Genomic DNA, 23,039 nt, shown 5'->3' on the forward strand with positions numbered 1-23,039 from the left:
AAACGCAACCCATCCCGCCACCTCACGTGTCTCGCATGCAAATCGGTGCCGCATTCCCTGACGCGAGCCCGACGCCGCGCACCCAACCATAATTCCGGCATGCACCCTATCACCGACGCCCTGCCCGCCACGCTTTGTTACCTGGACGGCCAATACACCGCCCTGCGCGACGCCAAGATCAGCGTGCTCGACCGCGGCTTCATCTTCGGCGACGGCATCTATGAGTACGTGCCCGTCTACTTCGGCCAGCCCTTCTGCTTCGAGGAGCACATGGCGCGCCTCGATCGCTCGCTCACCGAACTGCAGATCGACAACCCGCACTCACTCGACGCATGGCGCGAGATTGTCATGCGTCTTGTCGCGCCAGGCGGCAATGCCCCTCAATCCGTGTACTTCCAGGTCACGCGCGGCGTGGCCCCCCGCGACCACGCAATGGTGCGCGGCCTGGTACCGACGGTGTTCGTCATGGTGAACCCGCTGCCGCCCATCGCCGATGCGGTGCGCGCCAAGGGCGTGGCCTGCGTCACCGCGGCCGACTTCCGCTGGCAGAAGGCGCACATCAAGAGCACCAGCCTGCTGGGCGCGGTGCTCGCGCGCCAGATCAGCGTGGAGGCCGGCGCCACCGAGACCATCATGTTCCGCGACGAATGGCTCAGCGAAGCGTCTTCCAGCAACGTGTGGGTCGTGAAGAACGGCAAGCTCATGGGCCCGCCGAAGAACAACCTGGTGCTGACCGGCATACGCTACGGCCTGTTCGAGCGCCTGTGCGAGGAGCGCGGCATTCCCTTCGAGCTGCGCCCCCTGTCGCGCGACGAAGTGTTCGCCGCCGACGAGCTGCTGATTTCCTCGGCCAGCAAGGAGCTGCTGCCCGTGGTCACGCTCGACGGCCGGGCTATTGGCAACGGCCATCCCGGCCCCATTTACGACAGCTTGTACAAGGCCTACCAGGAGGCCAAGGTACGCAACGCACAGAAGCACGGAGCCCCGGCATGACCGAAGACACGACGCCCATCGAGACCCCCGACACCAACGGCACCGGCGATGCCAGCGACGCCAACGCCACGCCCGCGATCCCCGATCCGCGCAAGGAATCGCTGATCGAGTACCCCTCGCAGTTCCCCATCAAGGTGATGGGCATGAAGGCCGACGGCATCGTGCATGCCATCACGCAGATCGCCAAGCAGTTCGATCCGGCCTTCGACGCCAGCACCATCGAGTTGCGCGAGAGCAAGGCCGGCAACTACCTTGGCGTGACCATCACCGTGACGGCCACCAGCCGCGAGCAGCTCGACGACCTGTACCGCGCGCTGTCCGGGCATCCGATGGTCAAGGTCGTGCTTTGACCCTGCGCTGGCGAGCCGTGGCGGCGGCACTGTGCGCAAGCGGCCTGGTGGCGGCTTGCGGCACGGCGCCCAACCCGTACTACGACGTCAGCCGCTCGCACCACCGGCCCGACGGCTTTCAGGACAACTACATCGCGTTCAAGCCGAAGAACTTCTTCACCGATGTGTTGCTCGGCTGGCAACTGCCCTCGTGGTTCAAGGGCCTGCCGCCCGCGCCCGAGGCACCGCCACCGGTGGTCTCCCCGGACCTTGCCTTCATCCACGCGAACAGCGGCGCCGCCATGCAGCCTGCGGCCACCTTCATCGGCCATGCCACCGTGCTGGTGCAGGTGCCCACCGCCGGCGGCGGCCTCAACGTGCTGACCGACCCGGTGTTCGGCGAGCGCGCCTCGCCGGTGTCGTTCGCCGGGCCCAAGCGTTTTCAGCCGCCCGGCGTGGCGCTGAAGGACCTGCCGCACATCGATGTGGTGCTGATCAGCCACAACCACTACGACCACCTCGACGAAGGCAGCGTGAAGGCGCTCAACGCGCAGGCTGGTGGCCCGCCGCTGTTCGTGGTGCCGCTGGGCATTGCGCCGTGGCTCGCGGAACGCGGCATTGCCAACGCCATAGAGCTCGACTGGTGGGACAGCCTCACGCTGCCGGCCTCCGAAGGCCCGCTGCAGGCGAAGCAGGCCCGCGTTCAGCGCAACGGCGCGGGCGTTGCCACCGACACGCCCGGCGCGGTGCAGGTGTTTCTGGTGCCCGCGCAGCACTGGAGCGCGCGCGGCCTCGGCGACAAGATGCAGACGCTGTGGGGCGGCTTTGCGCTGCTCTCGCCGAAGATGCACCTCTTCTATTCCGGCGACACGGGCTACTCGAAGGACTTCGCCGACATTCAGGCCCGGCTGGCGCCGCGCCAGACCGATGCGCAGGGCGGCGGCTTCGACCTGGCCTTGCTGCCCGTCGGCGCCTACGAGCCGCGCTGGTTCATGACCGACCAGCACGTCAACCCCGACGAAAGCGTGCGCATCCACCGCGAGCTGCATGCCAAGCGCAGCCTGGGCGTGCACTGGGCCACCTTTTCGCTGACCGACGAGGCGCTCGACCAGCCGCCCAAAGACCTCGCCGTGGCCCGCAAGGCCCAGGGCGTGGCCGACGACGCCTTCTTCACGCTCGCCATCGGCGAGACCCGCAAGCTGCCCGCGCGGCAGGCCACGCCATGACAGACACCCCTGCAGTCGCAATCGCAACCGCTGCCGCCATCGAGCGGCACCCGCTGGGCCGCGTCGACTACGCCGACACCTTCGCGGCCATGAAGCAATTCACGCTGGACCGCACGCCCGACACACCCGATGCGCTCTGGATTTGCGAGCACGCCCCGGTCTTCACCCAGGGCGTGGCGGGCAAGCAGGACCACCTCCTGAACCCCGGCGACATCCCTGTGGTGCAGACCGACCGCGGCGGCCAGGTCACCTTCCACGGACCGGGCCAGGTGGTGGTCTACCCGCTGATCGACCTGCGCCGCGCGGGTTACTTCGTGAAGGAATACGTCTACCGCATCGAGGAATCGGTGCTGCGCACGCTGGCCCATTTCGGCGTGACCGGCCACCGCGTGGCCAGTGCGCCGGGCATCTACGTGCGCCTGGACGACCCGTTTTCTCACGCTGCATTGACCGGCCCCCTGCCCGCCGGCGACCCGTTTCGCGGCCTCGGCAAGATCGCCGCGCTGGGCATCAAGGTGAGCCGCCATGCCACCTACCACGGCGTGGCGCTGAACGTGGCGATGGACCTCGAACCCTTCTCGCGCATCAACCCTTGCGGGTATGCGGGGCTGCAAACGGTCGATCTTTCTACAATCGGCATCCAAACCACATGGGAAGAAGCCGCCCGGGTCCTGAGCCAAAAACTCACCACCTACCTGGCGCCCTAGCAATCCAATGAGCACCACCGAAGTCGTCCGCGACGCCCAGAGCGCCGAAAACTACAACCCGCTGGCCAAGCAGAAGGCCGCGGCCAAGCTCTCGCGCATCCCCGTCAAGGTGGTGCAGACCGGCGAAGTGCTCAAGAAGCCCGAGTGGATCCGCGTCAAGGCCGGCAGCCCCACCACGCGCTTCTACGAGATCAAGCAGATCCTGCGCGAAAGCAACCTGCACACCGTCTGCGAAGAAGCCTCCTGCCCGAACATCGGCGAATGCTTTGGCAACGGCACGGCTACCTTCATGATCATGGGCGACAAGTGCACCCGCCGCTGCCCCTTCTGCGACGTGGGCCACGGCCGCCCCGACCCGCTCGACAAGGACGAGCCGCTCAACCTGGCCAAGACCATTGCCAAGCTGCGCCTGAAGTACGTGGTGATCACCAGCGTGGACCGCGACGACCTGCGCGACGGCGGCAGCCAGCACTTTGTGGACTGCATCAAGAACATCCGCGAGCTCTCGCCGATGACGCAGATCGAAATTCTGGTACCCGACTTCCGCGGCCGCGACGACCGCGCCCTGGAAATCCTGAAGGCCGCGCCGCCCGACGTGATGAACCACAACCTGGAAACCGCGCCGCGCCTCTACAAGGAAGCGCGCCCCGGCAGCGACTACCAGTTCAGCCTGAACCTGCTGAAGAAGTTCAAGGCGTTGCACCCCGGTGTGCCGACCAAGAGCGGCATCATGGTCGGCCTGGGCGAGACCGACGAAGAGATCCTGCAGGTCATGCGCGACATGCGCGCCCACGGCATCGACATGCTGACCATCGGCCAGTACCTGTCGCCGTCGGGCTCGCACCTGCCGGTGCGCCGCTACGTGCACCCCGACACCTTCAAGATGTTCGAGGAAGAGGCTTACAAGATGGGCTTCAGCCACGCGGCAGTGGGTGCGATGGTGCGGTCGAGCTACCACGCGGACCAGCAGGCCCACGCGGCCAAGCAGGCACACGCCACCGGCGCCTGATCGCCCTTCGGCCGGCCTGCCCCGGGCCCCTTCAGGGCAGGTCCAGCCGGTACCCCACCCCATAGATCGACCGAATCAGCTCCTGCCCGCCGGTCGCGGTCTCGAGCTTGCGGCGCAGGTTCTTCACATGGCTGTCGACCGCGCGATCGGTCACCGCGCGCTGGTCGGCATGCACATGGTCCAGCAGCTTGTCGCGCGACAGCACGCGCCCGCGCGCGTCGGCCAGGGCCTTCAACAAACGGAACTCGATGGGCGTGAGGTCCATCGGCGCGCCCTGCCACGCGGCCTTGTACGTCTGCGCATCGAGCAGCAACGGCGACACCTCGCGCGCCGAATGGCCGCTGCGCCGCAGCAGCGCCTTCACGCGGGCCACCACCTCGCGCGGGCTGAACGGCGTCTTGCAGATGTAGTCGTCCGCGCCGATCTCCAGGCCCATCAGCCGGTCGGCCTCTTCGACACGCGCGGTGAGCATGATGACCGGCACGTCGCTGAACTGCCGCAGCTCGCGGCACACGCTCATGCCGTCCTGGCCGGGCAGCATGAGGTCGAGCAGCACCAGGTCGGGCGCGCGGGCCTTCACGCAGGGCACCACCTCCAGGCCGTTGGCCAGCCAGGCCGAGGTGTAGCCCGACGCCTGCAGGTAGTCGGCGAGCAGCGCGGCCATGCGCGGCTCGTCCTCCACGATCAGCACATGGGCGCAAGAAACAGGGGTCATGGGTGCGTCGCTCATCATCGTTTCTCTTCGTGCATCAGGCCCGCGGCAGGCGCACCGCGACCCACACGCCGCCCATCGGCGAGGCCTTGGCCTCGATGCTGCCGCCATGCGCCTCCACGATGCTGCGGCAGATCGACAGCCCCAGCCCGGCGCCGCCGCTGGCTCGGTTGCGCGAGCCCTCGCCGCGAAAGAAGCGCTCGAACAGGCGCGGCAGCTGCGCCGCCTCGACGCCCGGCGCGGAGTCCATCAGGTCGATGGCAATCGCCTTGTCTTGTTCGCGCGCGGAGATGCGCAGCACGCCGCCCGCATCCGTGTAGCGGCAGGTGTTGAGCACCAGGTTGCTGAAGAGCTGCTGCATGCGCCGCTCGTCCGCGAACGCCACCAGCGGCTGCGCGGGCAAGTCGAGTTCGAGCCGCAGGCCCGCCGACGCCAGCCGTTCGCGAAAGGCATCGACGCTGGCCTCGATCAGCTCGCGCAGGTCCACGTCGGCCTTGCAGTAGGCGAGCGCCCCCACGTCGGCCAGAGACAAGTCGTACAGGTCGCTCACCAGCTGGTTGAGCATGCCGACCTCGTGCTGCAGCGAGCGCACGGCCTGCGCGTCGAGGCGGCGCACGCCGTCTTCCATCGCCTCAAGCTCGCCGTGCAGCACGCCCAGCGGCGTGCGCAGTTCGTGCGACACGTCGGCCATGAACTCGCGGCGCATCTGCTCGTTGCGCTGCAGCGTGTGCGCCAGAGAATTGAAGTCGCGCGCCAGTTGCCCGACCTCGTCGTTCGACGACACGGCCACGCGGCTTTCGTAGTCGCCTGCCGCCAGCCGGTGGGTGACGCCGGCCACGCGCTTCACGGGCGCGAGCAGCACGCGCGCGATCCACCATGCGATGCCTGCGGCCAGCAGCACGCACAGGCTGCCGATGACCCAGCTCGCACGCGCCTGGTTCTGCTGAAAGCGCTGGTCGCCGGCCTCGCTCACGCTCTGGAACGGGTTCATCACGACCCAGCCCACGGTCTTGCCGTCGACCGACACGGCGCGCTCGGTGGCGCCCCGGCGCACCTCGCGGTAACCGGCGATCACCTGGCGGCGGGCGTCCAGCAGCGTAATGCGCAGCATGGCGCCCGTGAGGTCGGACACGGGCGGCAGCGAGCGGCCCGGCTCGAAGCGCTCGCCAGAGCTCGCCCGCGCGGGCCGCATGATCTCGAACCACGGCCCGGGCCCCTCGCTCAAAAAGTCCCAGCTGCCGTGCGCGCGGTACGCGGCCACCGCGTTGGGCAGCATCGCGTCGAGCCGCTCCACGCCCTGCTCGTTGAGGTAGCCGACAAAGCCGCGCTCGAAATTCCATCGCGAGGCGGCGCCCATCGCAACCACCGCCAGCACGGCGGTGGCCAGCACGGCGAGAAAGAGCTTGGTGGTGATGCTGATCTTCATGAAGGGCCACAAGATAAGCCAGATGAGGCCATGGCGGTGCATTGCACCGCCATGGCCGCGCGCCGCGGGGGACCTTCACATTGGCTCCACATTGCCTGCGGAGCATGGGTTCCAACCTGATTGGAAACCTGCACATGTCTTCACGCTTCACCCGCACCGGCCTCGCGTGCGCCCTGGGCCTCGGCCTGCTGGGCGCAATGGCGGGGTGCTCCGGTTCTTCGTCCGCGCCACCACCAGCAGCAACAGCCGCGCAAGTCAGCGTGGTCACGCTGCAGCCCGAGAACCAGCCCATCACCACCGAGCTGTCGGGCCGCACCCGCTCGCGCCTGAGCGCGGAGATTCGCCCGCAGGTCGGCGGCATCGTGCAGCAGCGGCTGTTCGAAGAGGGCGCGCTGGTCAAGGCCGGCCAGGTGCTCTACCAGCTCGACCCCGCCAGCTACAAGGCCGCGCATGCCAGCGCGCAGGCCAGCGTGGCCAAGGCAGAAGCCACGGTGAACGCCGCCAGAACCGCCGCGCGCCGCAACGCGGAGCTTGCAAAGATCGACGCGGTGAGCCAGCAGACCAACGACGACAGCCAGGCCACGCTGCAGCAGGCCGTGGCCGACCTGGGGGTGGCGCGCGCCGCGCTCGACACCGCGCGCATCAACCTCGGCTTCACGCGCATCACCGCGCCGATCGCGGGGCGCATCGAGGCCTCCACCGTCACGCCGGGCGCGCTGGTCACGGCCGGCCAGACCACGGCGCTCACCACCGTGCAGCAGCTCGACCCGATCTACATCGACGTGACGCAGTCGACCACTGACCTGCTGCGCCTGCAGCGCGAACTCGCGAGCGGCGCGCTCAAGAGCGGCACCGACAAGGCCGAGGCCGCGGTGCGTCTGGTGCTGGAAGACGGCAGCGCCTATGCGCACGCGGGGCGCCTGCAGTTTGCAAGCGTCACCGTCAACGAAGGCACCGGCGCGGTCACGCTGCGCGTGCTGGTGCCCAACCCCGAGCGCACGCTGCTGCCCGGCATGTATGTGCGCGCCGTGCTGGAAGAAGGCGTGGCCGAGCAGGCGCTGCTGGTGCCGCAGCAAGGCGTGACCCGCACCGCGAGCGGCGATGCCTCCGCGCTGGTGGTCACGCCCGACAACAAGGTCGAGCAGCGCGCGCTGAAGGTGTCGCGCGCCATCGGCAGCCGCTGGCAGGTGACAGAGGGCCTGAAGGCGGGCGAACGCGTGATCGTCGAGGGCTCGCTGAAGGTGAAGGCGGGCGACACGGTGCAGCCGGTGGCGGCCACCGACACCGCCCCTGCGGCCACCAACGTGGCCACCAACGCAACCACCCGCTGAGGCAACGCATGGCACGTTTCTTCATCGACCGACCCATCTTCGCGTGGGTCATCGCCATCGTCATCATGCTGGCCGGCGCGCTGTCCATCACCACGCTGCCGCTGGAGCAGTACCCCGACATCGCGCCCACCAAGGTGTCGGTCAACGCCACCTACCCCGGCGCCTCCGCCAAGACCATCGAAGACTCGGTCACGCAGGTCATCGAGCAGAAGATGAAAGGGCTCGACCGGCTGGTGTCGATGGCCTCCAGCAGCACGTCTTCAGGCAGCGCGCGCATCGAGCTCACCTTCGAGGCCGGCACCAACGCCGACGTGGCGCAGATGCAGGTGCAGAACAAGCTGCAGCAGGCCCTGTCGCAGCTGCCGCAGTCGGTGCAGAGCCAGGGCGTGACGGTCACCAAGTCGGGCACCGACTTTCTGATGATCGTCTCGCTCACCTCGCAGGACGGCAGCGCCTCGGCCACCGACATTGGCGACTACATCTCCAGCAGCCTGCTCGACGTGGTGAGCCGCATCGACGGCGTGGGCGACGTGCAGGCGCTGGGCTCGGGCTATGCCATGCGCATCTGGCTGGACCCGGCCAAACTGCAGAAGTATTCGCTGATGCCCTCGGACGTGAGCAGCGCGCTCACCAGCCAGAACACCGAGGTGTCGGCCGGCCAGTTGGGCGCCCTGCCCGCCACCGGCGGCCAGCGGCTCACCGCCACCATCACCGCGCGCAGCAAGCTGCGCACCGCAGAGCAGTTTCGCGAGGTGATCGTCAAGTCGGACAGTGCCGGTGCGGTGGTGCGCCTGGCCGACGTGGCACGCATCGAGCTGGGCAGCGAGAGCTACACCATCAACACGCGCTTCGACGGCAAGCCCTCGGCCGCCATGGGCGTGAAGCTGGCCACGGGCGCCAACGCCCTCACGGTGTCCAAGGCGGTGCAGGCCAAGCTGGCGGAGCTGGCGCCCTTCTTTCCGAACCAGATCAAGGCCGTGGTCGGCTACGACACCACGCCCTTTGTGCGCGTGTCCATCGAGGAGGTGGCCAAGACGCTGGTCGAGGCGATGGTGCTGGTCGTGCTGATCATGTATCTCTTTCTGCAGAACCTGCGCGCCACGCTGGTGCCCGCCATTGCGGTGCCGGTGGTGCTGCTGGGCACCTTCGGCGTGCTGGCGGCGCTGGGCTACTCCATCAACACGCTCACCATGTTCGGCGTGGTGCTGGCCATCGGCCTGCTGGTGGACGACGCGATCGTGGTGGTGGAGAACGTGGAGCGGCTCATGTCCGAAGAGGGGCTGTCGCCCAAGGAGGCCACGCGCAAGTCGATGCGCGAGATCACCGGCGCGCTGGTGGGCATTGCGCTGGTGCTGTCGGCGGTGTTCGTTCCCATGGCCTTCTTCGGCGGCTCCACGGGCGTGATCTACCGGCAGTTCTCGGTGACCATCGTGGCGGCCATGCTGCTGTCGGTGCTGGTGGCGCTTACCTTGTCGCCGGCGCTGTGCGCCACGCTGCTCAAGCCGGTGCAGGCCGGCCACCATGCGCACAAGCGCAGCTTCTTCGGCTTCTTCGGCTGGTTCAACCGCAACTTCGACCGCAGCGCAGATCGCTACCGCTCCGGCGTGGGCGGCCTGCTGCGGCGCGGCAAGCGCAGCCTGCTGGTGTATGCGCTGCTGGTGGGCGTTCTGGGCGTCACTTTCATGCGCCTGCCCACCTCGTTCCTGCCCGACGAAGACCAGGGCACGCTGATGGCGCAGGTGAAGCTGCCCTCCAGCGCCACCGACGAGCAACTGCAGCAGACCATGAAAAGCGTCGAGACCTATCTGCTCGCACAGAAGGAGGTGGCGCACTTCATCATGTTGACCGGCCTGAGCGGCGACCAGGCCACGGGCAATGCCTTCATCACGCTGAAGGACTGGAGCGAACGCGGCGGCAAGGCGCAGGACGCCGCATCGCTGGCGCGCCGCTTCACGCAGGACCTGGCCACGCGCGCCAACAACGCCAGCACCTTCGTCATGCTGCCGCCGGCCGTGCGCGGGCTGGGCTCCAACGCGGGCTTCGACGTGCAGTTGCAAGACCTGGGCGGCATCGGCCACGACGCACTGGTGAAGGCGCGCGAGCAGTTCCTGGCGCTGGCGCGCAAAGACCCGGCGCTGAGCCAGGTGCGCAGCAACAACCTGGACGACACGCCGCAATTTGCAATCGACATCGACGACCGCAAGGCGGCCGCATTGAGCCTGTCGACATCGGACATCAACGACACGCTCTCCAGCGCGATGGGCGGCAGCTACGTGAACGACTTCGTCAACAACGGCCGCGTGAAGAAGGTCTATGTGCAGGCCGACGCGCCGTTTCGCATGCAGCCCGACAGCGTGAACAGCTGGTACGTGCGCAACAGCGGCAGCGAGATGGTGCCGTTCTCTGCCTTTGCCACCAGCCGCTGGACCTACGGCTCGCCGCAGCTGTCGCGCTACAACGGCATGTCGTCGTTCGAGCTCATCGGCGACCCCGCCGCGGGCGTGAGCTCCGGCGCGGCCATGGCGGCGGTGGAACGCATCATGAAGCAGCTGCCGCAGGGCATCGGCTACGAATGGGCGGGCAGCTCCTACCAGGAGCGGCTGTCGGGCTCGCAGGCACCGCTGCTGTATGCGGTGTCGATCCTGTTCGTGTTCCTGTGCCTGGCTGCGCTGTACGAAAGCTGGTCGGTGCCGTTCTCGGTGATTCTGGTGGTGCCGCTGGGCGTGCTGGGCGCGGTGCTGGCGACCCGGTTCGCGGGGCTGTCGAACGACGTGTACTTTCAGGTGGGGCTGCTGACCACCGTGGGCCTGTCAGCGAAGAACGCAATTCTGATCGTCGAGTTTGCCAAGCAGCTGCAGGACGAGGGCATGGCGCTGGTCGATGCCACGCTGCAGGCGGTGCGCCTGCGGCTGCGGCCCATTCTCATGACCTCGCTGGCCTTCATGTTCGGTGTGCTGCCGCTGGCGCTGAGCAGCGGCGCGGGCTCGGGCAGCCGACGCGCCATCGGCGTGGGCGTGCTCGGCGGCGTGGCAACGGCCACGGCGCTGGGCATCTTCTTTGTGCCGCTGTTCTTCGTCGTGATCCGGGGCTTCTTTGCGCGGACGAAAAAACCCGATGCAGCGCCAAAGCCACCGACGCTGCCCACGCTTGCTCAGCAAGGAGCCCTGTGACCACGCGCGCCTTCAAACTCTGCGCGCTGGCCGCGGCCGCGCTGCTCACGGGCTGCGTCAACCTGGCGCCCGTGTACTCGCGGCCTGAAGCGCCGGTCGCTTCGGCGTGGCCCGTCTCGACCAATGCGACGGACACCACGGATGTGAAAGACACCCTCACCGCCACCGCCGGCTGGCAGCGCTTCATCACCGACGACCGCCTGCGCGACACGCTCACGCTGGCGCTGGCCAACAACCGCGACCTGCGCGTGGCGGTGCAGAACATCGAGAAGGCGCGCGCGCAGTACGGCGTGCAGCGCGCCGAGCTGTTCCCCAGCGTCGCGGCCACCGCAGGCGGCACGCGCCAGCGCACATCGGCGGCGGCCAGCAGCAGCGGCACGCCGTCCATTGGCACGCAGTACACCGCCGCGCTGGGCTTCAGCAGCTACGAGCTCGACCTGTTCGGCCGCGTGCGCAACCTGAACGAGGCCGCGCTGCAAAGCTACCTGGCGACCGAGGCCACGCGGCGCAGCACGCAGATCAGCCTGGTGGCGGAAGTGGCCGCTGCCTGGCTCACGCTGGCGGCCGACAACGCGCGGCTGCAGCTCGCGCAAGACACGTTGGCCAGCCAGCAACGCTCGTATGCGCTGACCGGGCGCATGCACGCGCTGGGCGCCAGCTCGGCGCTGGTGCTGGCGCAGGCGCAGACCACGGTCGACGCGGCGCGCGTGGACGTGGCCAGCTACACCGCGCAGGTGGCGCAGGACCGCAATGCGCTCGACCTGCTGGCCGGCACGAGCGTGCCCGACGCGCTGCTGCCCACGGCGGGCCTGTCATCGGCCAGCGCGCTGGTCGGCGTGCCCGCGGGCCTGCCCTCGCAGATGCTGCAGCAGCGCCCCGACGTGCTGGCCGCCGAGCACACGCTGCAGGGTGCCAACGCCGACATTGGCGCGGCGCGTGCGGCGTTCTTCCCGAGCATTTCGCTGACCGCGAGCGCGGGCTCGACCAGCACGGCGCTGTCGGGTTTGTTCAAGGGCGGCAGTGGCGCGTGGAGCTTCGCGCCGTCGATCAGCCTGCCGATCTTCAACGCCGGCAGCAACCGAGCGAGCCTGGACGCGATGAAGGCGCAGCGCGAGATCGACCTGGCCACCTACGAGAAGACCGTGCAGACGGCCTTCCGTGAAGTGGCCGACGCGCTGGCGGTGCGCGCCTCGCTGGGCGAGCAGCTGGCGGCGCAGCAGTCATTGGTGGACGCCACGCAGAAGACCTACACGCTGTCGAATGCGCTCTACCGCAACGGCAACTACAGCTACCTGGAGGTGCTGGACGCGCAGCGCGCGCTGTACACCGCGCAGCAGACGCTGATTGGCCTGCGCCTGTCGGAGCAGAGCAACCGCATCACGCTCTACAAGGTGATGGGCGGCGGGGACACGGTGCAGGCGCAGGCCACCGTGTCATCGCGCTGAACGCGAAGGACACGGCCACGCGGCCTCAGCCCCGCGTGGCGTTCTCTTTCATCTTCGCCAGCGCAATGGCAATGGCCGCGCCGCCCAGCGTCTTGATCAGGCCCGAGTGCTGCGCATAGAACTGGCTCACCTCGTCGATCACGCCCGCGTGCTGCTGCTCCGCATGCGCGGCAATCTCGGTGACTTGCGCGGGCGACAGCTGCGAGGCCTGGTCGGGCGTGACCTGTGTCTGGCCCGGCTGCAGCATGCGCCCCAGCACGCCGCCGGCCAACGCCGATGCGGCCGCGGGGCCGAGCGTGGCCAGAATCTGGTTGAGCACGCCGGCCTGCTGGGTTGGCGACGACTGGCCGAACAGCTTGCCGACCATGTCGCCAAAGGGCGGCGTCTGGTCGGAGCGCATTGCTGCGGCAAGCCCCGCGCCCACCTCGTCGGTGGAGGCGTGCTGCGTGACCTGGTCGATGTGGGCTTCGGCGTTGTTGTTGCCAATGGCCTGCTGGAGGATGTCGAGTAAACCCATGGTGAGCTCCTTGCTTGAATCGAAGTGCTGTGGTGTATGCGGGTCAGCGGGTGTGCGGGTCAGCGTGTCACCAGGTGCCACACCACCAGCAGCACGGCCGCGCCGACCACCGAGGCAATGAAGCCGGCGGCCCCGCCCGCGGCGTAGAGCCCCAGCGCCTGGCCCGCATAAGTGGCCACCAGCGAGCCGGCAATGCCCAGCACCACGGTCAGGATGAAGCCCATTGAATTGTTGCCGGGCAGCACGGCGCGGGCCAGCAGCCCGGCGATGAAGCCGATCAGGATCGTCCAGAGGATGTGCACGGAAAACTCCCTGTTGTTGCAAAAAGCGCTCACGTTGTCGGCGATGGCGCGCAGGGATCGTGGCGCCCGCATCCTGAGCGGCAACTGACGGGGGTTTTCCTGCGCGGGCCCGCGTCGCCAAGGCGCTGGTCAGCCGCAATGGCTCCGCTATCCTGCCGGCTGGCCAAGTTCGAAGGACCGACTCTCTCATGCACACCGCTTTTCAAGCCGCGATGGAACGCGAATTCGGCGCCATTGCCGACCTGGTTCGCCTACACGCGCAACACACCCCCGAGCACGCCGCGCTGGCCGATGCGCAGCACACGCTGAACTACGGCGCGCTCGACGCGCTGATGGACCGCATTGCCGCCAGCCTGCAGCGCGACGGCCTCCAGCCCGGCGACGCCATTGCGGTGTGCGCCGCCTCGTCGGTGAACTACGCGGCCGTGTTTCTGGGCGCGTTGCGCGCGGGCGTGGCCGTGGCCCCGCTGGCACCCGGCTCCACGCCCACCAGCCTGGCACGCATGATCTCGGACGCCGACGCGCGCATTCTGTTCAGCGATGCATCGGCTGCTGATGTCATCGGCCCTGTCGTACCGGGCGGCATTGCGCGCATCGCGCTGGACGGCTCGCAAGTGGGCAGCGCGTTCGAGGCCTGGCTGGCACCGGTCGGCGCGCAGCCAAAGGCCGTGAAGGCCGAGCCCGCGTGGCCCTTCAACATCATCTATTCCTCTGGCACCACCGGTGAGCCCAAGGGCATCGTGCAGGGCCACGGCATGCGCTGGGCCCATGTGCAGCGCGGCGCCAAGTACGAGTACAGCAGCGACACCGTCACGCTGCTGTCGACACCGCTCTACTCCAACACCACGCTGGTGGTGTTCTTCCCCACCATTGCCTTTGGCGGCTGCGTGGTGCTGATGCCCAAGTTCGACGCGCTGGGCTACCTGCAGCTGGCCGTGAAGCACGGCGTGACGCACACCATGCTGGTGCCGGTGCAGTACCAGCGCCTGATGGCGCACCCGCGCTTCGACGCGCACGACCTGTCGCGCTACCAGTTCAAGTTCAGCACCAGCGCGCCGTTCAACGCCGCGCTGAAGGCCGACGTGCTCAAGCGCTGGCCCGGCGGGCTGATCGAGTTCTACGGCATGACCGAAGGCGGCGGCACCTGCATTTTGGAGGCGCACCTGAACCCGACCAAGCTGCACACCGTGGGCCAGGCCGCGCCGGGCAGCGACATTCGCCTGATCGACGAGAACGGCCAGGAGCTGCCGCGCGACCAGCTCGACGTGGCCGGCGAGGTGGTGGGCCACTCCGCCGGCATGATGACCGGCTACCACCGCCAGCCCGAAAAAACGCGCGAGGCCGAATGGTTCGACGCCACCGGCAAGCGCTTCATTCGCACCGGCGACGTGGGCCGCTTCGACGCCGACGGCTTCCTCACGCTGTTCGACCGCAAGAAGGACATGATCATCAGCGGCGGCTTCAACATCTACCCGAGCGACCTCGAAGGCGTGCTGCGCGGCCATGCGGCGGTGGCCGACGCGGCGGTGGTCGGCATGCCCTCGGAGCAATGGGGCGAGACGCCGGTGGCCTTCGTGGTGCGCCGCGCGGGCGACGCCACCACCGAGGCCGCGCTGCTGCAGTGGACCAACGAGCAGCTCGGCAAGACGCAGCGCCTGGCGCGGCTGAGCTACATCGACGAGCTGCCGCGCAGCGCCATCGGCAAGGTGCTCAAGCGCGAATTGCGCGAACTGCAAGAACGCGACCCCGGCTGACGCACCGCGGCGCCGCAACGAGGCACCATCGCGGCAGATGAAATCCCTGCGCGGTCAGTTGCTGTTCTTCTGGGTGCTGCTGTTCGGCATGTGCGCCGCGCTGGCGGTGGTGATGCTCACGCTGTACCGCAGCAGCGCCGGCGCGCAGGTGGCGGCGGGGCGCAGCGCCACCGAGCAGTCTTGCCGGGCCATCGCGGCGCGGTATGCCAAGTCGGCCACCCCGGGAGCGTCGGGCGCTCCCGCCAAGCCCCAGCTCGACCTGCTGCAGGTGCTGCTGCAGCTGGTGCTGATCGAGGCGCCGCATGTGGAAGGCGGCGTGTGGCAGGCCACCGGCGGGCAGCTCGCCTATGCCTACCCCACCTACGAGGGCAGCGGCGTCAAGCGCGACGTGCCCGCGGCCGAGCAGCCGCTGATCGCCGAAATGGCGCAGCTCGCGGCACGCACCCAGCAGCCGCAGACCGACGTGGTGCGCGGCAGCCGCGAGGCGCTGATCGTCTCGGCGTGTCCGCTGGCCACGCCGGCCAACGACCTGGCCGCCTGGACCATGACGCGCACCCACGGCGGCGCGCTGGCCGCGCAGGGCAGCCTGCGCACCGGGCTGGGCGTGCTGCTGGTGCTGGTGCTGGCGTCGGGGCTGTGGCTCGGCTTCATCCTGCTGCGCGGGCTGCGCCATGTGCAGCGCCTGGAAAACCGTCTCGCGCAGGCCGAAGCCGAAGCGCAAGCCGACGCCGACGGCGGCGCCATGCCCGAGCTGCCGCGCACCGGCGTGCGCGAGCTCGACCGCATCGTCGACGGCTTCAACCGCTACCGCCTGCGCTTCGAGCAGGCCCGTGCCCACCTGCGCGACGCCGCCCAGCAGCGCAGCCGCGACCAGCGCCTGGCCGCGCTGGGCCGCATGACGGGCGGCATCGCGCATGAAATTCGCAACCCCATCGCCACCATGCGGCTGAAGGCCGAAAACGCGCTGGCCGCCACGCCCGAGCGCCAGGGCCAGGCGCTGCAGGCCATCGTCGGGCAGATCGACCGGCTCGACGGCCTGGTGCAAAGCCTGCTGGCGCTGGTGCAGCCGGTGACGCTGGTGCCGCAAGAGGTGGTGCTGCACCGCTGGCTGGACGAGCGCGTGGCCGCCGTGGCGCCCAAGGCGGACGCGGCGGGCGTGCAGGTCACGCTGCGGCACGACCGGCCCGCCAGCGCCGTGTTCGACCCGGTGCACCTGGCGCGCGCGGTCGACAACCTGCTCGACAACGCGGTGCGCCATGCGCCGCGCGGCGGACACGTGGTGCTTTGGGCGGTGCAGCCCGATGCGCGCACGCTGGCCATCCGCGTGGAAGACGACGGCCCCGGCGTGCCCGCGTCGCTGCGGGCCAGCCTGTTCGAGCCCTTTGCCACCGGCCGCGCCGACGGCACCGGCCTGGGCCTGGCGCTGGCACGCGAGGTGGCGCTGGCGCATGGCGGCGAGCTGCACCATGTGCCGCTGACACCGGGCACCCGCTTCGAACTGGAGCTGCCATGGCGCATCTCTTGATCGTCGACGACGACGACGCCTTTCGCGACACGCTGGCCGAAACGCTGCAGGGCCTGGGCCACGCCACGGTGGCGGTCGCCAGCGGCGCCGAGGCGGTGGAGACGGCATCACGCGCGCGCTTCGACGCCGTGTTTCTCGACCACCGCATGCCCGGCATGGACGGCCTGCAGACGCTCGCGGCGCTGCGGGCGCGCCTGGCGCGGCTGCCGCCGGTGATCGTGCTGACAGCGTTCGCGAGCGCGGGCAACACCATCGACGCGATGCGCCTGGGCGCCTTCGACCACCTGGCCAAGCCGATCAGCCGCGAGGCGGTGCGCGAGGTGCTGGCGCGCGCATTGCAGCAGCACACGGCGGCCTCCCCTTCGACGCCCGCGTCGGGCGGTGACTCGGACGACGACAGCAACCAACTCATCGGCCCGAGCCATGCGATGCGCGAGGTGCACAAGCGCATCGGCCTGGCCGCCGCCAACGCGATGCCGGTGCTGGTGCTGGGCGAAACAGGCACCGGCAAGGAGATGGTGGCGCGCGCGCTGCACCGCCATTCGGCGCGCGCGGAGCGGCCCTTTGTGGCGGTCAATTGCTCGGCCATTCCGAAGGAGCTGCTCGAGAGCGAGCTCTTCGGCCATGTGCGCGGCGCCTTCACGGGCGCTACCGGCGAGCGGCCGGGCTGCTTTCGCGCGGCCGACGGCGGCGTGCTGCTGCTCGACGAGATCGGCGACATGGCGCTGGACGTGCAGGCCAAGATACTGCGCGCGCTGCAGGAGGGCGAAGTCACGCCACTGGGCAGCCACCGCACGGTGAAGGTCGATGTGCGCGTGGTGGCCGCCACCCACCGCGACCTGGCCGCCGCGGTGCGCGAGGGGCGCTTTCGCGAAGACCTGCTGTACCGGCTGGACGTGCTGTCGATCCGCATGCCGCCGCTGCGCGAACGGCTGGCCGACATCATTCCGCTGGCCGAGCACTTTCTGCGGCGCGCGGCCGGGGCCGAGGCGCCCAAGGCACTGTCGGCCGATGCGGCGCAGCGCCTGCTGAGCCATCCGTGGCCGGGCAACGTGCGCGAGCTGCGCAATGTGATGGAGCGCTGCCATGCGCTGGTGCGGCACCGTGTGATCGGCGGGGCGGACCTGGCTGTCGAGGTGGGTTTCGGACTGGTGAACGACACCCGAGGCCCGCGCGGTGACCTGGCCGGCACGCTGCCCGCCGACTGGCTCGACGGCGAGCTGCCCGCCACCGTCGAAAAGCTTGAGCGCCTGCTGATCGCCCACGCGCTCGCGCAAACGAAGGGCAACCGCGCGGAGACGGCGCGCCGGCTCGGCATTCACCGCCAGTTGCTGTACCGCAAGCTGACGCAGTACGGCCTGGCGTGAGCCAAAGGTGTCCGCAAACCGGACACATGGTGTCCCCGGCGCATGCAGCCTCGGCCCTGGCACCCGACGCAAGTCGTTGATTTCAAAGGGTTCGTGAGCTGGCACGTTGTGTGAGATGTCTTTTGGCATCCATCCACAAAGGAGCCACCCATGACACCGCGCATCACCTTCATCGCCGCTGCCTGCCTGCTGGCCGGCAGCGCTGCCTTCGCCCAGACGCCGCCACCGCGTAATGGTGGCGCGGTGCCGCCGCCGCCGATCGGCGGCATGGCACCCGCCGCGCCGGTGGCCCCGGAGGCGGGCACCGTGGCCACGGGCCGCGTGCAGCAATGGCTGCTCAACCCCAACGGCGAGGCCGACGGCCTGCTGCTGGCGGACGGCACGCAGGTGGCGTTTCCGCCGCATCTCTCGGCCCAGGTGATGCAGCTGCTCAAGCCCGGCGACACGGTACAGGTCAGCGGCTGGCGCGCGCCCAACGTGCCGGTGGTGCGCATGCAGTCGCTCAGCGCCAACGGCCGCAGCGTGACCGACCAGCCGCCAGCGCCTGGCATGCCCGGAACACCCGGCATGGCGCCCCCGGCGCCGCGCGAGCCCCGTGAGCCGGGGGCGCTCACCGCGCTGTCGGCCTCCGGGCGCATCGAGCGCCTGCTGTACACCGACCGCGGCGACGTGCGCGGTGTGGTGCTGGCCGACAAGACCATCGTGCGCTTTCCGCCGCACGTGGGCGCGGCGTACGACGCACAGCTGAAACCCGGCGCGCAACTGCATGCGCGCGGCTGGGGCATGCGCGGCGCGCAGGGCACGGCGCTGGAAGCCACCAGCCTGGGCGCGACCGCGGACACGGTGCGCGAGGTGTTCGGCGGGCCGGGGCTCATGCCCGGACCCGGCGGTGCGCGCGGGCAAGTGGGCCCCGGTGGCCCCGGTGGTCCTGATGGCCAGGGCGCCCCGCGCGGCCCCCGAGGCGCCGGCCCCACGCCGCCCGCTCCGCTGATGGCGCCGCCCGCACCGCTGCCTGCGTCCTGATCCTTCATCGGGCCCACCCGCCATGACCACCGCCGCTCCCCCCGCCGCCGGCACCGCGCCGGCGCCCTCGCCCCGCAGCCTGCGCGCGCTCGACGCGCTGGCCTTCTTCGCGCCCGACATCCAGGGCGGCGTCGGCCCGTTCCTCATCGTCTTCATGGCCGGCACGCTGGCCTGGGACCCGCAGCGCATCGGCACCGTGATGTTCGTCTCGGCGCTGGTGGGGCTGGTGGTGCAGGCGCCGGCCGGCGCGCTGATCGACAGCGTGCGAAACAAGCCGCGCTGGATCGCCGGGGCCATCGCGCTGATTGCGGTGTGCCTGGTGGTCATGGCGAACTGGCCGGGCTACGGCGTGATCCTGGCGGGCCAGTCGCTCATTGGCGCGGCCGGCACGCTGGTGGCGCCGGCCATCGCGGCCACCAGCTTGGGCATGGTGGGCCGCGCGGGGCTGGACGCGCGCGTGGGCCGCAACGCGGCCATCACCGCGGCGGGCACGGTGCTGTGGGCGCTGGGCACCGGCTGGGTCGGCCACGTCTTCGGGCCGCACGCGATGTTCTTCTACGCGGTGGCGATGGCGCTGCCGACGGTGGCGGCGGCCATGCTGATCCGCCAGCGTGATGTCGACCCGCGGCTGGCGCGCGGTGCCGACCCGCGGACCGACGCCGCGCCGCACTCTGCCGCACCCGCAGCCGCTCGCTGGTACGACCGCCGCCTGTTCGTGCTGCTCGTGTGCGCCTTCCTGTTCCACCTGGCCAATGCCGCCATGCTCACGCTGGTGGCGCAGAAGGTGGGCACGCGGGCCGGCACGTCGGCCACGCTGTGGCTGTCTGCGGGCGTGATCGTCACGCAGCTGGTCACCATTCCCATTGCGCTGGCGGTCGGGCGCTGGGCGCCGCGGCTGCCGCGCAAGCCGATCTTTCTGGCGGGCTTTGCGGTGCTGCCTTTGCGCGGGCTGCTCTATCTGCTGGCCGACAGCCCGGCCGCGCTGCTGTCGCTGCAGGTGCTCGACGGCATCGGCGCGGGCATCTTCGGCGTGATGCTGACCTTGATGATCGGCGACCTCACACGCGGCAGCGGCCACTTCAACCTGGCGCTGGGCATCGGCGCGGCCTGCGTGGGGCTGGGCGCGGCGCTCAGCAACCTGGTGGCGGGCACGGTGGCGCACCTGGCCGGCTACGGCACGGCCTTCATTCTGTTGGCGGGCATCGCGGCCTGTGCGCTGACGCTGTTCGCAGTGGCCATGCCGGAAACTCGCGACCGGCGCCGAGCCCCTGCAGACGCACCCGCTAACGCACCCGCACCCGCACCCGCAGACGCACCCGCCGACCCCGCCCTGACCACCGCCGCTCCATGACCAAAGACTCCGTGCCCGCCCTCGCCCCTGCCTCTTCCACGTCGTCCGCCGCCGGGGACGCTGCGCCCGCTAAAGAGGGCGGCGGCAACGGCCTGCTCTGGGTGCTGGTGGCGGTGGCCGTGCTGTTCGCCTTTCTGCGCCCGCGCGCGCCGATGGACTGGCTGCGGCTGGTCGACTGGCAGACCGTGGGCGCGCTGGCCGGGCTGCTGGCCATCACGCAGGGCGTGGAGAAGAGCGGCATGCTGCAGTCGGCCGCCCAGCGCCTGCTGGCGCGCACCACCAACCTGCGCCAGCTCGCGCTGCTGCTGGTGGCCACGGCCGCCGTGCTGTCGGCGCTGGTCACCAACGACGTGAGCCTGTTCCTGCTGGTGCCGCTCACGCGCGTGCTGGCCACGCAGGCGCACCTGCCGCTGGCGCGGCTGGTGGTGCTGGAGGCGCTGGCGGTGAACGCGGGCTCGGCCCTCACGCCCATCGGCAATCCGCAGAACCTGTACCTGTGGCACCGCACCGGCGAGAGCTTCGGCGGCTTCATGGCCATGATGGCGCCCACCGTGCTGGTGATGCTGTTCTGGCTCTTCGTGGCCGTGTGGCTGCTGGTGCCGCGCACGGCCATCGCGCTCAAGCCGGCGGCAGAGGCGGCGCCGGTCAAGCCGCGGCTGCTGGCGCTGTCGGGCGTGCTGTTCGTGGGCTTCGTGGTGGCGCTCGACCGGCACTGGCTGCTGGCCGGCCTGGCGGTGGTGTTCATGGCCTACCTGCTGTTTCAGCGCCGCGTGCTGCTGGGCGTCGACTGGGCACTGCTGGCCATCATTGCGCTGATGTTCGTCGACCTGCGCCAGCTGGCCGAGCTGCCGGCGGTGGCCGCGCTGGTGGGCCAGTGGCCGATTGCCGAGGGCTGGCGCGCGTACCTCGCGGCCATCGTCACCTCGCAGTTCATCAGCAACGTGCCCGCGACCATCTTGCTGGACCGCTACGTGCACGACCTGCCCGCGCTGGCGGCCGGTGTGAGCGTGGGCGGCTTCGGCTGCGTGCTGGGCTCGCTGGCCAACCTCATCGCGCTGCGGCTGGCCAAGGTGCCGCACGGGCTGCGCGAGTTTCATCGCCTGAGCATTCCCTTTTTGATCGTGTGCGCGGCGTCGGCGGTGCTGCTGCGGCTCGGTTGATTGCGGTTTTTCTTTCGCCTTTTCGTTCCTGTTCCGTTCCATACCCACTCTCACAAAGGACTCTCCCATGGCTCACCCCCACGAAAAACACGACACCATCGACGTCTGGTCCGTCGAAGGCCGCTTTCAACACCTGGTGTACAGCCCCAAGGGCGGCGTCGAAGGCGTGCTGATCGACACCGACGGCGTGGCCACGCAGTTCGTTTTCGAGCGCCACGACGAAGGCGCTGCCTCCGCCTTCGCGGGCCTGCAGGTCGGCCAGGCGCTGGTGATCGAGGGCACCGAGGAAGGCCCGTCCCCCAAGGGCGAGGCCACCCACACCGTGTACCGCTTCGAGCGGCTGGCCTCGGTCGACGGCGAGCCGCCACGCCACGCGGGCGCCGACGAGCGCATCGACGGCACGGTGGTGCGCCTGAACTACGCACGCCACGGCGAAGCCAACGGCGTGGTGCTCGACACGGGCGACTTCGTCCACACACGGCCCGATGGCTTCGCGCGGCTGGGGCTGAAGGTCGGCGACAAGGTGCGGGCCGAAGGCCACGCCCAGCCGCTGGCGACCGGCGAAGGGCGCGTGGTCGAGGCGGCGCGGGTCAACGGCCGGCCGGTGCACGACGCGGAAGCGGCCTAACGCTGACGCGGTGGGGCTTGCGAGGCGTGCGGGGCTTGCAGTGCTTGGGGAGTTGAGGGCGCTGCGCGGACAATCCGCGACAGCCATGCACGCGCCCCTTCCTTCCCTTCCTCCCCTGCCAAAGCACCACGCGCTCGCGCTGCGCGACTACAGCGCCTCCCACGGCAGCCATGCGCACGACCACTTCCAGGTGCTGATCGGGCTGGAGGGCGTGCTCGACATCGAGGTGGAAGGGCGCGGCGCCGGCATCGGCGTGGGCGACGCGCAGGTGGTGACGCCGGGCGACCGGCACGACTTTCAGGCGCGCGGGCCGCACAGCCGCTGCCTGGTGCTGGACACCGCGCACGCGGGCTGGGCCCGTTGCGCCGAGCGCGCGCCGCTGGACGCGCCGCAACTGCACACGCTGGCGCGCTACCTGGCGCAGTGCCTGCAGCAACCGCAGGCATCCGCACTCGCGCTGTTGCACGGCCCGGCGCTGCTGCTGGAGGCCTGGCGCCCCGCGCCAGCCAACGCCGATTCGCGCCGCCGCCACATCGACTGGACCGTGCTGGCCGATTGGGCGCGTGACCGCTGGCACATGCCGCTGAGCGTGGCCGACCTGGCGGAGGTGGCCTGCCTGAGCCCGAGCCAGTTCGCGCAACGCTGCCGCGACGAGCAGGGCATGGGCGCGATGCAGTGGCTGCGCGCGCTGCGGCTGGCGCATGCACGCGAACTGCGGCTGGGCGGCATGAGCGTGGCGCAGACAGCGCGCCGAACAGGCTACCGCTCGCCATCGGCGCTAACGGCTGCATTGCGGCGCTGAGTTTTTTTGACTTGCTCCCTCCCCCGCTGGGGGAGGGCTGGGGTGGGGGCGCGGCGGTCGCTGAAAAAGCGTGGCGCCTGATCGAAGGCCTGCCCCCATCCCAGCCTTCCCCCGGAAGGGGAAGGAGCAAAACCGATCACACCGAGCCCGGCCTTTTGACTTGCTCCCTCCCCCGCTGGGGGAGGGCTGGGGTGGGGGCACGGCGGCTTCTGAAAAAGCGCGGCGCTTGATCGAAGGCCTGCCCCCAAAACAAACATCCCCC

20 protein-coding genes are annotated in these 23,039 nt (G+C 69.8%); 16 read left to right on the forward strand and 4 right to left on the reverse strand.

The window, feature by feature from the left end:
- Positions 1–99 precede the first annotated feature (99 nt).
- The 5 genes from VLK31_RS29215 to lipA are packed head-to-tail and all read left to right on the forward strand — an operon-like array spanning position 100 to position 4,264.
- Positions 100–993, forward strand: a complete 894-nt coding sequence (locus VLK31_RS29215) for a D-amino acid aminotransferase (protein ID WP_409171981.1) — start codon at positions 100–102, stop codon at positions 991–993.
- Positions 990–1,343, forward strand: coding sequence for a YbeD family protein (locus VLK31_RS29220; RefSeq protein ID WP_409171982.1), 354 nt, complete (start codon positions 990–992; stop codon positions 1,341–1,343). Before VLK31_RS29215 ends, VLK31_RS29220 begins: the two co-directional genes overlap by 4 nt.
- On the forward strand, positions 1,340–2,548 hold the full coding sequence (locus tag VLK31_RS29225; RefSeq protein ID WP_409171983.1) for an MBL fold metallo-hydrolase: 1,209 nt from the start codon (positions 1,340–1,342) through the stop codon (positions 2,546–2,548). Before VLK31_RS29220 ends, VLK31_RS29225 begins: the two co-directional genes overlap by 4 nt.
- Complete coding sequence (gene lipB / locus VLK31_RS29230; RefSeq protein WP_409171984.1) at positions 2,545–3,255, forward strand: lipoyl(octanoyl) transferase LipB; 711 nt, start codon at positions 2,545–2,547, stop codon at positions 3,253–3,255. The genes VLK31_RS29225 and lipB overlap by 4 nt, the downstream gene beginning before the upstream one ends.
- 7 nt (positions 3,256–3,262) lie before the next feature.
- On the forward strand, positions 3,263–4,264 hold the full coding sequence (gene lipA / locus VLK31_RS29235) for a lipoyl synthase (protein ID WP_409171985.1): 1,002 nt from the start codon (positions 3,263–3,265) through the stop codon (positions 4,262–4,264).
- A gap of 31 nt (positions 4,265–4,295) precedes the next feature.
- Here the strand turns inward: lipA and VLK31_RS29240 are convergent, their stop codons facing one another.
- Complete coding sequence (locus VLK31_RS29240; protein WP_409171986.1) at positions 4,296–4,994, reverse strand: response regulator; 699 nt, start codon at positions 4,992–4,994, stop codon at positions 4,296–4,298.
- Between the two features lie 19 nt (positions 4,995–5,013).
- On the reverse strand, positions 5,014–6,402 hold the full coding sequence (gene baeS, locus VLK31_RS29245) for a sensor histidine kinase efflux regulator BaeS (RefSeq protein ID WP_409171987.1): 1,389 nt from the start codon (positions 6,400–6,402) through the stop codon (positions 5,014–5,016).
- 134 nt (positions 6,403–6,536) lie between these two features.
- Between baeS and VLK31_RS29250 the strand changes: the two genes are divergently transcribed.
- Genes VLK31_RS29250 through VLK31_RS29260 form a run of 3 tightly spaced genes read left to right on the forward strand, consistent with a single transcriptional unit; the run spans position 6,537 to position 12,348 of the window.
- Positions 6,537–7,733 carry an efflux RND transporter periplasmic adaptor subunit gene (locus VLK31_RS29250; protein ID WP_409171988.1) on the forward strand — a complete coding sequence of 399 codons (1,197 nt, stop codon included), beginning with the start codon at positions 6,537–6,539 and terminating at the stop codon, positions 7,731–7,733.
- An 8-nt stretch (positions 7,734–7,741) separates the two neighbouring features.
- Positions 7,742–10,903 carry an efflux RND transporter permease subunit gene (locus VLK31_RS29255; protein WP_409171989.1) on the forward strand — a complete coding sequence of 1,054 codons (3,162 nt, stop codon included), beginning with the start codon at positions 7,742–7,744 and terminating at the stop codon, positions 10,901–10,903.
- Positions 10,900–12,348 carry an efflux transporter outer membrane subunit gene (locus VLK31_RS29260; RefSeq protein WP_409171990.1) on the forward strand — a complete coding sequence of 483 codons (1,449 nt, stop codon included), beginning with the start codon at positions 10,900–10,902 and terminating at the stop codon, positions 12,346–12,348. Before VLK31_RS29255 ends, VLK31_RS29260 begins: the two co-directional genes overlap by 4 nt.
- A gap of 25 nt (positions 12,349–12,373) precedes the next feature.
- Here the strand turns inward: VLK31_RS29260 and VLK31_RS29265 are convergent, their stop codons facing one another.
- Complete coding sequence (locus VLK31_RS29265; protein WP_409171991.1) at positions 12,374–12,865, reverse strand: hypothetical protein; 492 nt, start codon at positions 12,863–12,865, stop codon at positions 12,374–12,376.
- A 59-nt stretch (positions 12,866–12,924) separates the two neighbouring features.
- Positions 12,925–13,167, reverse strand: a complete 243-nt coding sequence (locus tag VLK31_RS29270; RefSeq protein ID WP_409171992.1) for a GlsB/YeaQ/YmgE family stress response membrane protein — start codon at positions 13,165–13,167, stop codon at positions 12,925–12,927.
- Positions 13,168–13,379: 212 nt separating this feature from the next.
- Between VLK31_RS29270 and VLK31_RS29275 the strand changes: the two genes are divergently transcribed.
- The 8 genes from VLK31_RS29275 (at position 13,380) to VLK31_RS29310 (ending at position 22,777) form a co-directional block, all read left to right on the forward strand.
- The gene (locus VLK31_RS29275; RefSeq protein ID WP_409172004.1) at positions 13,380–14,921 is read left to right on the forward strand and encodes an AMP-binding protein; all 1,542 of its coding nucleotides are present in this window, start codon (positions 13,380–13,382) and stop codon (positions 14,919–14,921) included.
- A gap of 37 nt (positions 14,922–14,958) precedes the next feature.
- A complete protein-coding gene (locus VLK31_RS29280) occupies positions 14,959–16,446 on the forward strand; it encodes a sensor histidine kinase (RefSeq protein WP_409171993.1) in 1,488 nt (495 codons plus the stop codon).
- The gene (locus VLK31_RS29285; protein ID WP_409171994.1) at positions 16,431–17,813 is read left to right on the forward strand and encodes a sigma-54-dependent transcriptional regulator; all 1,383 of its coding nucleotides are present in this window, start codon (positions 16,431–16,433) and stop codon (positions 17,811–17,813) included. The genes VLK31_RS29280 and VLK31_RS29285 overlap by 16 nt, the downstream gene beginning before the upstream one ends.
- A 150-nt stretch (positions 17,814–17,963) precedes the next feature.
- Positions 17,964–18,836, forward strand: a complete 873-nt coding sequence (locus VLK31_RS29290) for a hypothetical protein (protein WP_409171995.1) — start codon at positions 17,964–17,966, stop codon at positions 18,834–18,836.
- A 22-nt stretch (positions 18,837–18,858) separates the two neighbouring features.
- A complete protein-coding gene (locus tag VLK31_RS29295) occupies positions 18,859–20,187 on the forward strand; it encodes an MFS transporter (RefSeq protein ID WP_409171996.1) in 1,329 nt (442 codons plus the stop codon).
- Positions 20,184–21,347, forward strand: coding sequence for an SLC13 family permease (locus tag VLK31_RS29300; RefSeq protein ID WP_409171997.1), 1,164 nt, complete (start codon positions 20,184–20,186; stop codon positions 21,345–21,347). The genes VLK31_RS29295 and VLK31_RS29300 overlap by 4 nt, the downstream gene beginning before the upstream one ends.
- Before the next feature lie 67 nt (positions 21,348–21,414).
- Positions 21,415–21,975 (forward strand): hypothetical protein, encoded by a 561-nt coding sequence (locus VLK31_RS29305; RefSeq protein ID WP_409171998.1) that lies wholly within the window; start codon positions 21,415–21,417, stop codon positions 21,973–21,975.
- 85 nt (positions 21,976–22,060) lie between these two features.
- Positions 22,061–22,777: an AraC family transcriptional regulator gene (locus VLK31_RS29310; RefSeq protein ID WP_409171999.1), complete on the forward strand. Its 717-nt coding sequence runs from the start codon at positions 22,061–22,063 to the stop codon at positions 22,775–22,777.
- Positions 22,778–23,039 lie beyond the last annotated feature (262 nt).

It is taken from the genome of Variovorax sp. H27-G14, from assembly GCF_046156345.1.
In the GTDB taxonomy this organism is placed as follows: domain Bacteria; phylum Pseudomonadota; class Gammaproteobacteria; order Burkholderiales; family Burkholderiaceae_C; genus Variovorax.

Coding starts and splice junctions, on each gene's coding strand:
- VLK31_RS29215 (WP_409171981.1), top strand. CDS start 100: ATGCACCCTATCACCGACGCCCTGCCCGCCACGCTTTGTTACCTGGAC.
- VLK31_RS29220 (WP_409171982.1), top strand. CDS start 990: ATGACCGAAGACACGACGCCCATCGAGACCCCCGACACCAACGGCACC.
- lipB (WP_409171984.1), top strand. CDS start 2,545: ATGACAGACACCCCTGCAGTCGCAATCGCAACCGCTGCCGCCATCGAG.
- lipA (WP_409171985.1), top strand. CDS start 3,263: ATGAGCACCACCGAAGTCGTCCGCGACGCCCAGAGCGCCGAAAACTAC.
- VLK31_RS29240 (WP_409171986.1), bottom strand. CDS start 4,994: ATGAGCGACGCACCCATGACCCCTGTTTCTTGCGCCCATGTGCTGATC.
- baeS (WP_409171987.1), bottom strand. CDS start 6,402: ATGAAGATCAGCATCACCACCAAGCTCTTTCTCGCCGTGCTGGCCACC.
- VLK31_RS29250 (WP_409171988.1), top strand. CDS start 6,537: ATGTCTTCACGCTTCACCCGCACCGGCCTCGCGTGCGCCCTGGGCCTC.
- VLK31_RS29255 (WP_409171989.1), top strand. CDS start 7,742: ATGGCACGTTTCTTCATCGACCGACCCATCTTCGCGTGGGTCATCGCC.
- VLK31_RS29265 (WP_409171991.1), bottom strand. CDS start 12,865: ATGGGTTTACTCGACATCCTCCAGCAGGCCATTGGCAACAACAACGCC.
- VLK31_RS29275 (WP_409172004.1), top strand. CDS start 13,380: ATGGAACGCGAATTCGGCGCCATTGCCGACCTGGTTCGCCTACACGCG.
- VLK31_RS29280 (WP_409171993.1), top strand. CDS start 14,959: ATGAAATCCCTGCGCGGTCAGTTGCTGTTCTTCTGGGTGCTGCTGTTC.
- VLK31_RS29285 (WP_409171994.1), top strand. CDS start 16,431: ATGGCGCATCTCTTGATCGTCGACGACGACGACGCCTTTCGCGACACG.
- VLK31_RS29290 (WP_409171995.1), top strand. CDS start 17,964: ATGACACCGCGCATCACCTTCATCGCCGCTGCCTGCCTGCTGGCCGGC.
- VLK31_RS29295 (WP_409171996.1), top strand. CDS start 18,859: ATGACCACCGCCGCTCCCCCCGCCGCCGGCACCGCGCCGGCGCCCTCG.
- VLK31_RS29300 (WP_409171997.1), top strand. CDS start 20,184: ATGACCAAAGACTCCGTGCCCGCCCTCGCCCCTGCCTCTTCCACGTCG.
- VLK31_RS29305 (WP_409171998.1), top strand. CDS start 21,415: ATGGCTCACCCCCACGAAAAACACGACACCATCGACGTCTGGTCCGTC.
- VLK31_RS29310 (WP_409171999.1), top strand. CDS start 22,061: ATGCACGCGCCCCTTCCTTCCCTTCCTCCCCTGCCAAAGCACCACGCG.